Origin of the sequence: Synechococcus sp. H55.2 (assembly GCF_047462495.1) — a bacterium.
Lineage (GTDB): Bacteria > Cyanobacteriota > Cyanobacteriia > Thermostichales > Thermostichaceae > Thermostichus.
Genome location: NZ_JANSJH010000009.1, coordinates 9,836 through 19,506, shown reverse-complemented (window position 1 = coordinate 19,506; position 9,671 = coordinate 9,836). Strand labels below are relative to the sequence as shown.

Genomic DNA, 9,671 nt, shown 5'->3' with positions numbered 1-9,671 from the left:
CCAGACCACCATGCCCAGAGGACACGCGCGCCCTGGGCCGTTTGTACCCAGAAGCGGATTGCCGGGATATCTGGGTGGACCCTGTACGACGCCCCCAGAGCCTTGGATCGATGAGAGCTCAGTACAAAGACCGATGTTCTGCTTTTGGCAGTGGGATTAGCCTAGAGGTGTTGCAACTGCGATGTATGGTGAGCAGCTTTTCCCCTGCCCAATCGACCGAACTCAAGATGCCGGTAACGGTTGGCATCCCCGTTACACCTGCTGCGGATCAGGCTGAGGCTGGCCACCTACTGATCGTGGATGACCAGCCCTACAGTCGCCTGTTGCTGGGGGATCTGTTGGAGAGCATTGGCTATCGGGTCAGCGAGGCCGAAAGTGGCCATCAAGCCCTGCAGATGTTGCAAACCTTCCAGCCGGATCTGATCTTGCTGGATGTGATGATGCCGGGGTTGGATGGGTTCGAGGTCTGTCGCCGCATCAAAGCTGATGAGGAGACGCGCCTGATCCCGGTGGTGTTGATCACAGCGGCCAGCGACCGCACAAATCGCGTGCGCGGCATCGAGGCTGGAGCCGATGATTTCTTGAGCAAGCCCTTTGACGAGTCGGAATTGTTGGCGCGGGTGCGTTCCCTCGTTCGCCAAAAGCACCTCAATGAAGACTTGGATCATGCTGCCCAGGTTTTGTTCGCCATTGCCCGCAGCGTAGAAAGTCGGGATCCCACCACTGGGGATCACTGTGAGCGCCTGGCACAACTGGCCAAGAGCTTCGGCGAGTTTCTCCAGCTACCCCGTCCCCTGATCAAGGTGCTGACCTGGGGAGGCTACCTGCACGACATCGGCAAAGTGGGCATACCCGATGCCATCTTGGGTAAAACGGGCAAACATACGCCGGCAGAGTGGGAAGTGATGAAATCCCACGTCTTGATCGGAGAGGAAATCTGCCGCCCGCTGCGCACCATGAAGGATGTGCTGCCCCTCATCCGTCACCACCACGAGCGTTGGGACGGCAGCGGCTATCCCGACGGCCTCAAGGGAGAAGAGATTCCACTCGTGGCCCGCATCTTCCAGATTGCCGATATCTACGACGCCCTTACCTCGGAGCGACCCTACAAGCGAGCCTTCACCGTTCAAGAGGCCATGGGCATCCTGCGGGAAGAGACGGCAAGGGGATGGCGGGATCCCTACTTGGTGGAGCGTTTCTTTGAGTTTCTGCAATCGCGCCTGCCGGATCTGAAGTAGGCTGGAGAGGGTTATTTGTGTTGTGTTGGCAGGATAGAGCCTTTTGCTGGGTGCCGATCCGTTGCGTCGTTGCGTAGGCTGTCGCCAGTTGTTTCCTCGCTCGCAATTGTGGCGGCTGGTTCGACAATTTGACTCCCACCAAGTGCTTTTGGATCAGGGTATGGGGCGTTCTGCTTATGTCTGTCGCCGGCTAGAATGTTTGCAGGCAGCCCGACGCAAGCAACAGATGAGCAGAGCCCTCAAAGCACCTGTGCCCGATTCGGTGTTTCAACGGCTGGAGCAGCAACTGCTGCGCGATTCTGAGGCCCAAGGCCCCTGGGAAACATCACCTCCGGAGGCCAGTGCTTCAGACAAAACCTAGGCAGCTCCAGAATTGGCCAAGGTAAGATATTGAGACACCTTTTTAGGTTCATCCAGTTGTGAACTACACGGCAGCCCCTCTCAACTGTCAGAATGGGGGTTGGCTGGGTCAGCCGAGGCTGGTCTGTATGAGCCGCAGAAAGGTTATTCTAAAAGCGCTGTTGATGTTGGTTCCTTCCCCGGTTGTCTTAGCTTTATGTCCTCTGCGGATGTTTCCAAAGCAGCTTCGGACTTAGATTCCCTCCAGTCTGCGTCCTTGAAGGATCGCCGAGACGCTGTCGATGTACCGGAGGAAGCGCCCACACACCCAACAGGTTCAGTCCTACTCACTAATTATTTGGATAGTAAAACTGACAAGTAGAAAGGAGCAGAGGCTAGCAGACGAATGACCGATAAAGTTCGACTTTATGACATTGCCCGGGAAATGGGGCGCGACAGTCGGGATGTGTTGGAGGTTTGTGAGCAACTGGGGATCCCTTTCAAAACCCACAGCAGCACCATTTCTCCGGAGCAAGCCGAGTTGGTGCGCAGCAAGCTGGGCGCCCCCCGCATTGTGAAACCTTCTCAGCCCCGGCCCAAACCCCAATGGGACAACCCGCCGCCGGAGCCTCCTGCTGAAGCCAAAGCCAGTGAGCGCCCTCCCCAGAAAGGGCCCGGCACCGCCAGCGCGATCGTCGGCATTCGCCGCCCTGCACCTGCTCAGCAGCAAGCCCCAGTTGGCGAGGCCAACCCCGCTGCCGCTCCGCCGGCTGCCAAACCTTCCCTGTCTCGACCTGAGCGAGTCTCCGCCGGTGGCGCTCAGCTCATCGGCCCGCCGCGGCGACAAGTCAGCTCCCCTGCCCCTTCATCTGAGGCCGCCCAAAAGCCGGATAGCCTGCCTCAACCGGCAGCTCCTCCCGTTCGCCCTGAGCCTACAACGGCCAAAGCCAGCAGCTCGGAACCCAGTCCTGTGCCCAAGCGCCCAACTGTGCTCACGCCCCCTCGACGAGCTGCCACCGAGACGGAACCACCGGCAGAGCCTCCTGGATCTCCGCAACAGGTTTCTGAGCTCCCTCGCCCCCCGGAAGCCCCATCCCTCAGCCGTGCCCCTCGGCCTGGAGAAGAGAAAGCGCCTTCTCATCAGCCTGCACAGCGCCCGCGTCCACAACTGGTGGGCGCACCCGTTCGTCCCAGCAGTCGCCCTGAGCCGCGCCCGCCGGCAGTCAAGAAGGAAGAGAGCTCCGGCAGCAGCAAAGCCGGTGAAGCTCCTCGTCCACAGCGGCGGATAGAACTGGTGGGGCCTCCTACCCGTCCTGTGGCCAAGCCAGCCCCCCTCGACCCGGATGCCGCCACTCCCTTGCCAGAAAGGATCCCTGAGGAACGCCCCACCCCGGTGTTGGCTGAAGCTCCCGTGCGGCCTGCTGCGCCCAAAATCAAGCGCAAGACGGTAGAAGAAGAGGACGAGGAACTGCAAGCCCTCGAACGACGGGCCAGCCGCACTCAGGCCAAGCGCAAACGCAGCCGCAGACGAGGGGAAGGAGACGGGGATGGCTTGGATTTGGATCCCATGGCCGTCATTTCGGCGGTCAAGCAGGCTGAGCTGAACGCCCTCAAGCCCTTGGCCCGCCCTACTGCCAAGCCTCCTTCCTATCGTCCACCTGCGGCAACGGCTGCTCCCACTACCCGTCCCCGTCCCGCTGCCCGCTCGCAGCAGCCATCTACCTCCGCCGAAGCCAACACTGCTGTTCGTGTCGGCGAGACGGAGTCCTTGCCGGCAGAGAAGGTGTTGCTCTTGGAGGGCAGCCTCACCGTTCAGGAATTGGCCCACCGCCTGCGTGTGGCCGAAACTGAGATCATCAAAACCCTCTTTTTCAAGGGGGTGATGGTGACCATCAACCAGGTTTTGGACGAGTCGCTGGCCGAGTCGGTAGCCACAGAGTTTGGGTACGAGGTTCGCCGGCCAAAGGCAGAATCCGAAGTCAAAAAAACCGAGATGCTGGACGTGGAGGACATCGACCATCTGGTCTTGCGTCCGCCAGTGGTGACCATCATGGGCCACGTAGACCACGGCAAAACCACCCTGCTCGATGCCATCCGCGACACCAAGGTGGCCCAGGGCGAGGCGGGCGGGATCACCCAGCGCATCGGCGCCTACCACGTGGATGTGGACTTTGAAGGCCAGAAGCGGCGCATAGTTTTCCTAGATACTCCCGGCCACCAGGCTTTTACCGCCATGCGCGCCCGCGGCGCCCGCGTCACCGACATTGCCGTTTTGGTGGTGGCTGCCGACGATGGGGTGCAGCCGCAGACGCTGGAGGCGATCAGCCATGCTCGGGCGGCCCAGGTGCCGATCATCGTGGCCATCAACAAGATCGACAAGCCCGGCAGCCAGCCGGAGCGCATCAAGCAGCAGTTGGCGGAACACGGGCTGTTGCCAGAGGAGTGGGGTGGGGATACACCCATGGTAGAGGTGAGCGCCCTCACCCGCCGCAACCTGGACGCCCTGCTGGAGATGATCCTGTTGGTGGCCGATGTGGCGGAGCTGCAGGCCAACCCCAACCGTCCTGCCCGCGGCACGGTGATCGAAGCCCACCTGGACAAGGCCCGCGGCCCGGTGGCGACTCTGTTGGTGCAGAACGGCACCCTGCGGGTGGGCGATACCCTGGTGGCCGGTGCCGTCTTGGGCCGGGTCAAGGCGATGATGGACGATCGCGGTCAGCGATTGCAAGAGGCCGGGCCATCTTCGGCGGTGCAACTGCTGGGTATGGATGAGGTTCCAGCAGCCGGTGACGAGTTTCAGGTTTACACCGACGAAAAAGAAGCCCGTCGCATTGCCCAAGAGCGGGCGGAGGCGCTGCGGCAAACCCGTTTGCAACAGGCGCTGCTGTCTCGTCGCGTCAGCTTGGGCAGCATTTCTGCCAAGGCCCAAGAAGGCCAGCTCAAGGAGTTGAACCTCATTATCAAGACGGATGTGCAGGGATCCGCCGAGGCCATCCAGACAGCGCTGCGGGATTTGCCCCAAGAGGAAGTGCAGTTGCGGGTGCTGCTGGCGGCCCCCGGGGAGATCACAGAGACCGACGTGGATTTGGCGGCGGCCAGCGACGCGATCATCCTGGGTTTCAACACCACCCTGGCTCCCGGCGCGCGGCAGGCTGCCGACGACAAGGGGGTGGATGTGCGCGAATACGACATCATCTACAACCTGCTGGACGACTTGCGGGCAGCCATGGAGGGCCTGCTGGAGCCGGAGGAGGTGGAAGAGCCCTTGGGCCAAGCGGAAGTGCGCATGGTGATCCCCATCAGCCGCGGTGCGGTTGCCGGCAGCTACGTGCTCTCCGGCAAGGTGCAGCGCAATGCTCTGGTGCGGGTTCGCCGCAAAGGGGAGGTGGTCTACCAGGGCCGTCTCGATTCTCTGAAGCGCTTCAAAGACGACGTGCGGGAGGTGGCCGCCGGTTTCGAGTGCGGGATCGGCATCGAGAAGTTCCACGCTTGGCAGGAAGGCGACATCATCGAGGTCTACCAGATGGTCACCAAGCGGCGGACGTTGGCTCCTGCCTAGTCGCAGCCGGTGGTAGAGTTTCAGGGATCCCAGCCCCAAGGGATCCCTGGGGAGAGTTTCCCCCCAAAGCAATGGAGAAAATCTTAAGTGGCCAGAGGGAGGAAATGGATGCAACAGAGCCAGAGACTGAGCCAGATGTTGTTTGTGACGCTGCGGGAGGATCCCGCCGAAGCAGAACTGCCCAGCCACAAGTTGCTGCTGCGGGGCTGCTTTATCCGGCGGCTCTCCCCGGGGATCTACACCTATTTGCCGCTCCTCTGGCGGGTGCTGCAGAAGATCTCGGACATTGTCCGGGAAGAGATGAACGCCATTGGCGCTCAGGAGTGTCTGCTGCCCCAGTTGCAGCCGGCGGAGATCTGGCGGGAATCGGGCCGCTGGGACGTGTACACCCAAGCCGAAGGGATCATGTTTGCCCTCAAAGATCGGCAGGGACGCGAGCAGGCCCTGGGCCCCACCCATGAAGAGGTGATCACCCTGCTGGCGCGGGATCTGATCCGCTCCTATCGCCAGTTGCCGCAGACCCTCTATCAAATCCAGACCAAGTTCCGCGACGAGATCCGGCCCCGCTTTGGCCTGATGCGGGGGCGGGAATTCATCATGAAAGACGCCTACTCCTTCCACGCCAACGAAGAGAGCCTGCGCCAGACCTACCAGGACATGTACCGGGCCTACAGCCGCATCCTGCGCCGCTGCGGGCTGGAGTTTCGCGTGGTGGATGCCGACGCCGGAGCCATTGGCGGGCCATCCGCGGCTTCTCAGGAGTTTATGGTGTTGGCCTCTGCCGGCGAAGACGAGATCCTCTACACCCCCGATGGCTCTTATGCCGCCAATGTGGAGAAGGCCGTCTCCCTTCCGCCACCGGCAGCAGACTCCCCCTACACCACCTTCCAGGTTCTGGACACGCCGGGAACCGAAACCATCGAGAAGCTGGCCGATTTCTTGAAGATCTCCCCCACTCTGATTGTCAAAAACGTCCTCTACCAAGCCCTTTACGACAACGGCCTGCGGGTGGTGGTGCTGCTGAGCATTCGCGGCGATCAAGAGGTGAATGAGGTAAAACTGGCCAACCACCTCAGCCGTCTGGCGGAGCGTTACCAGGCCCACAAATTGCTCACCCTCACCCTGGCGGACGCGGAGATCCAGAAAAGCTGGCAAGGGGATCCGATCCCGGTGGGCTACATCGCCCCCGACCTACCGGATAGCTGCCTGGGCCGGCAGAAACACTTTGCCCCTCAGATCTTGCGCCTAGTTGACCAGACGGCAGCCCTGCTGAAAAACTTTGTAACCGGCAGCAACCAGGTGGGGCGGCACGTGGTGGGGGCCAACTGGGGCGAGCAGTACCCTCTGCCGGAGGTGGTGGACGTGCGCAAAGCCCAGGCGGGGGATCGCTGTCTGCTCAACCCCGACCAGATTCTGGAAACCGCCCGTGGCATCGAGATTGGGCACATCTTCCAGTTGGGCCTCAAGTTTTCGCTGCCGATGCGGGCCACCTTTACCGACGAGCAGGGCGTCGAGCAGCCGCTGTGGATGGGCTGCTACGGCATTGGGGTATCGCGCCTGGCCCAGGCGGCGGTGGAACAATCCCACGATGCCCATGGGATCATCTGGCCGGTGGCCATTGCCCCCTATCACGTGGTGGTGGTGGTGCCTAACGTCTCCGACCCGGAGCAGATGCAGGTGGCGGAAAAGTTGGTGCAGGAACTGGCTGCTGCCGGCATCGAGACCCTCTGGGACGACCGGGACGAGCGGGCCGGCGTCAAGTTCAAAGATGCGGATCTCATCGGGATCCCTTACCGCCTTACCACCGGGCGCAGTCTTAAGCAGGGCAAGGTGGAATTGGCCGAGCGGGCCACCGGCCAAGCGGTAGAAATTCCCATTGAGGAAGTGGTGGCTACCCTGAAAGAGCGGATTGCTGCTGCCCTAGCCGTGCCAGATTGAGTAGGGCTTTTGTCGTCACCAATGCTGAAAGGCAGCCTCGATTATCTATTGCGCGGCAAGAACATCCTGCTGGTGGTGGAAGCCAAAAAGGACGATCTGACGCGGGCTTTTGTCCAAATGGCGGTGGAGATGATCGCCCTGGCCCAGGTGGAGCCGCAAACGCAGATCTACGGCGCCGTCACCATCGGATCTATCTGGCAATTCGGACAGATCCTTGGGGATCCACAGACAATCCGACAAGACTTGACCTTGTACCGAGTACCGGAAGATCTGGAGAGCGTTGCCGGCATCCTCACGGCCATGGTAGGGGATCCCAGCCAACCATGAAACCCAAAACCCTCTGGTTTGCCCTGCAATTGATGGTGGCCGCTGCGGTTATCAGCGCGGCGATCAAATACGGTGGCCCCTATCTGGCCTTGCCGGAGACCCTGCCGGTGATCCTCGCCATGATCGTCTCGCCCACCTTGGTCATGGCCGGGATCCTGTGGCGCTGGCAACAGCGGTCTTCTCTTTCCCCAACCCGCGTCCAAGAGGCCCTGCCAACTGCAAACTCTGAGAACCCAAAAGTCTCTCAGCCGCCTTCCGATTGACCCTCACCCCCAACCCCTCTCCCAGAGGTGAGCCCTCACCCCCAGCCCCTCTCCCAGAGGGAGAGGGGAGCTTGGCCGCCACTGCCAGACCGGCAGGCCGACAACCTCAGTCCAACTAAGTGGACAGCCTACTGCTGGGTGAGGCGCAAGGTCACCGTCGGGCTGGTTTGGTTGCCAGAGGTGGCCGTGAGATTGATCTGATACACGGTGCCGGAGGCCGGAATGGGCGGCCGCACCGTAACGGTGAAGCGGCCTTGGGCATCGGCTTGCACGGTTTGGTTGGTCACCGTCTGTTGGGCGCTGATGATGCCCCCCAGCGAGGTCGAAGCCGTTACATTCACCCGCACGGAAGCATTGGGAGCCGTGGTGCCCTGCAGCGTAAAGGAAGAGCCGGCAACCCGATCCCCATCGCGCAAGTTGGTGATCTGGGGCAGCAGGCTGGAGGGGCTGATCGTCGCGGAAACCTCTTGGGTGGTGAGCCGCTGGATCCCCCCAGTAGCCCCCTCGATCAGGCGGGCCGGCTGCTCTGCAGTCATAAAGCGCACCTGGCCGTTGTTTTCTAAGCGAGCGATGACGATCCCCTCACGGGTAGTATCCTTCGGCTCAATCAAGGCATTGACCACATAGGTGCCGCTGGAAACTTCCTGAGCTGGCAGAGTTTGCACCTGCCGTCCGTCCTGGACAAGGTAAACGGTAACTCGGCTGGAGGGAGTGCCCTTGACAGTTACCAGCAGGATCTCGCCCGCGGCCAAGGGGCGATTGCCGGCGTTGTGATCCACCAGGTCGATAGAGGCGCGGACGGGGCTACCCACGGTGAAGCTCCAGGTAACACGGCGGGTCACCCCCTGGGTGTTGGTGAACTCCAGCAGGACTTCCCGCCGTCCCGGCGGCAAGGGCTGGGCAGGACGGTAGGTGAAGAAATCCCGGGTAATCACCGACTCAGCAGTAACATCTTTGCCGTCCAGAAAAACCCGCACCGTCTCCGGGCGCACGCTGACCCCATCTTGGCTACGAAAAGAAGCCGAGATCGGCGAGGTGGGCTCCACATTAGTGGCCGCTTGAGCCGGGTTGGGATCCGTAATTTGCTGAGCCCTTGCCGGCGGGCCCGACAACCCCACAACAGCAGCGCCGATCAGCAAGGCACGGGGAAACCAAGAATACAAGTTATCGCTCATGAGACCGTCCAAAATAAGGTTAAGTTGGCCTATAGGTGAGTAGCCCAGAGGCAGAGCAAAATCAACCTAGACCTCCTGTTTGCATCCTGTCACAGGGGTCGATTGCTGTCGATACGCCTACACCTCCGGCTGGCTCTCCCCTAGACCCAACCCCAGTGTCAGATTTAAGTAAGGTTAACTGCCATCTAACGCCTAGGGCAAGGATGAGAAAGCAGCCGCGAAAGCCCAGAGGCTACATTTTGCCCGCTCAAGCTGGCATCAATTCACGAAAATAGCGCCTGTCTCTTGTAAATCGAGACAATGGTCGCCGGACACATCGTTGACCAGGCGCACTTCTACGGTGATGACATTCAAGGGATCCACGCTCACCCGGTAGCCCACGGGGGACAACATCGGCGTGTTGATGGCCATACAATTGGGGATGGGCAGGTTGCTCAGGCGCAAGGTTTCTCCGGCAGCCAGTTCCGATACGTTCTGGCGCGGATCGGTAAAGCCGTATTCCAGAGGCAGGCCGGTGCGATTGCGGATCACCAGCTCGGCAGGCAGGTTGGGGTTGAAGCGGGCCACCGGGCGATCGAAAACCGATTGATCCACACCCACCGGCAGGCGCGGCAGCGGCACCGTCTGAAAGGCAGGCTGAGCGACAGCACGGTGTCCACCCACCCAGGCTGACAAAGCGGCCATGATCAAGCCGATTCTTTTGCTTCGTTTCGCGTACCTCATGCTTCTGCCTCAGAATACGCCTTGTACAGAATTGAGATGCCCTTCCTCGCCTGCTTGTATTGTTCCCAAAAAGGGCTGGCCGGGCCAGATGGCCGCTGTTTTTTCAAGG

General features: G+C 61.1%; 8 protein-coding genes. 6 read left to right on the top strand and 2 right to left on the bottom strand.

The genetic code is table 11. From position 1 onward, the window contains the following. Positions 1 to 110: 110 nt before the first annotated feature. The 6 genes from NW844_RS02310 to NW844_RS02285 all read left to right on the top strand — a co-directional run bounded on the left by NW844_RS02310 (position 111) and on the right by NW844_RS02285 (position 7,664). Complete coding sequence (locus NW844_RS02310) at positions 111 to 1,238, top strand: HD-GYP domain-containing protein (RefSeq protein ID WP_414333124.1); 1,128 nt, start codon at positions 111 to 113, stop codon at positions 1,236 to 1,238. A 43-nt stretch (positions 1,239 to 1,281) separates the two neighbouring features. Further along, complete coding sequence (locus tag NW844_RS02305; RefSeq protein ID WP_414333122.1) at positions 1,282 to 1,599, top strand: YlxR family protein; 318 nt, start codon at positions 1,282 to 1,284, stop codon at positions 1,597 to 1,599. A gap of 384 nt (positions 1,600 to 1,983) precedes the next feature. Next, a complete protein-coding gene (gene infB, locus NW844_RS02300; protein WP_414333121.1) occupies positions 1,984 to 5,136 on the top strand; it encodes a translation initiation factor IF-2 in 3,153 nt (1,050 codons plus the stop codon). A gap of 108 nt (positions 5,137 to 5,244) precedes the next feature. Further along, on the top strand, positions 5,245 to 7,074 hold the full coding sequence (locus NW844_RS02295; RefSeq protein WP_414333119.1) for a proline--tRNA ligase: 1,830 nt from the start codon (positions 5,245 to 5,247) through the stop codon (positions 7,072 to 7,074). A gap of 21 nt (positions 7,075 to 7,095) precedes the next feature. After that, positions 7,096 to 7,401, top strand: coding sequence for a hypothetical protein (locus NW844_RS02290; RefSeq protein WP_414333117.1), 306 nt, complete (start codon positions 7,096 to 7,098; stop codon positions 7,399 to 7,401). Continuing rightward, complete coding sequence (locus NW844_RS02285) at positions 7,398 to 7,664, top strand: hypothetical protein (protein ID WP_414333116.1); 267 nt, start codon at positions 7,398 to 7,400, stop codon at positions 7,662 to 7,664. Before NW844_RS02290 ends, NW844_RS02285 begins: the two co-directional genes overlap by 4 nt. 128 nt (positions 7,665 to 7,792) lie before the next feature. On the opposite strand, the gene NW844_RS02280 is transcribed toward NW844_RS02285, so the two are convergent. Further along, the gene (locus NW844_RS02280; protein WP_414333114.1) at positions 7,793 to 8,839 is read right to left on the bottom strand and encodes a hypothetical protein; all 1,047 of its coding nucleotides are present in this window, start codon (positions 8,837 to 8,839) and stop codon (positions 7,793 to 7,795) included. Between the two features lie 258 nt (positions 8,840 to 9,097). Then, on the bottom strand, positions 9,098 to 9,523 hold the full coding sequence (locus NW844_RS02275) for a hypothetical protein (protein ID WP_414333112.1): 426 nt from the start codon (positions 9,521 to 9,523) through the stop codon (positions 9,098 to 9,100). Positions 9,524 to 9,671 lie beyond the last annotated feature (148 nt).

Bases quoted from the DNA above. Each gene is read 5' to 3' on its own strand.
- NW844_RS02290 (WP_414333117.1), top strand. From the start codon at position 7,096: ATGCTGAAAGGCAGCCTCGATTATCTATTGCGCGGCAAGAACATCCTG.
- NW844_RS02280 (WP_414333114.1), bottom strand. From the start codon at position 8,839: ATGAGCGATAACTTGTATTCTTGGTTTCCCCGTGCCTTGCTGATCGGC.
- NW844_RS02295 (WP_414333119.1), top strand. From the start codon at position 5,245: ATGCAACAGAGCCAGAGACTGAGCCAGATGTTGTTTGTGACGCTGCGG.
- NW844_RS02275 (WP_414333112.1), bottom strand. From the start codon at position 9,523: ATGGCCGCTTTGTCAGCCTGGGTGGGTGGACACCGTGCTGTCGCTCAG.
- NW844_RS02285 (WP_414333116.1), top strand. From the start codon at position 7,398: ATGAAACCCAAAACCCTCTGGTTTGCCCTGCAATTGATGGTGGCCGCT.
- infB (WP_414333121.1), top strand. From the start codon at position 1,984: ATGACCGATAAAGTTCGACTTTATGACATTGCCCGGGAAATGGGGCGC.
- NW844_RS02310 (WP_414333124.1), top strand. From the start codon at position 111: ATGAGAGCTCAGTACAAAGACCGATGTTCTGCTTTTGGCAGTGGGATT.